The following is a 497-nucleotide window of genomic DNA, read 5'->3' as shown; positions in this document are numbered from 1 at the left end:
ACCCCGGTGGGAACTCCCCACCTGGGGCCCGGACACCACCGCCGGGACACCGCGGGACACCTCCACTCTCCTGGGGGACACCCCCCTGTCCCCTGCCGTGTCCCTGGGGGACACCCCGGTGTCCCCCCTCCGGCCGGAGCTTGTGCCCGTGGAGGCATCTGCGCAGGTCAGACCCGAGGGACACCCCCCTGTCCCCTGCGGTGTCCCTGAGGGACACCCCGGTGTCCCCCAGCCGGCGAAGCTCACCACCGCCGACGCCCACACGGCGATCGAGACGGCGTGGCGGGACGGCCTGAGCATCCGCGACGCGGCCCGGGTGTCCACCCGATCCCCCGCCCAGGTGCAGCGGATCTACACCCGCCTCGAAGCCGCCCGGAGCAACACGACCGTCACCGCCGCCTAACCCCCCCCCCGCCAGCCGCTGACACCCACCGAAAGGGCCGGCCATGACCCACACCACCCCCACGCTCACCGCCCCACCGAGCCGCCCGCTGGCT

Annotated in this window: 1 protein-coding gene; it reads left to right on the top strand. The window is 74.6% G+C overall.

Annotation, left to right across the window (positions count from 1 at the left end; translation table 11 throughout):
- Positions 1-403, top strand: a 403-nt coding sequence (locus tag G6R25_RS24580; RefSeq protein WP_205447463.1) for a hypothetical protein, incomplete at its 5' end; no start/stop codon positions are given.
- Between the last annotated feature and the right edge of the window lie 94 nt (positions 404-497).

Origin of the sequence: Candidatus Frankia alpina (genome assembly GCF_902806485.1) — a bacterium.
GTDB classification, from domain to species: Bacteria; Actinomycetota; Actinomycetes; order Frankiales; family Frankiaceae; genus Frankia; species Frankia alpina.
This window is presented reverse-complemented; position numbering and strand designations above follow the sequence as displayed.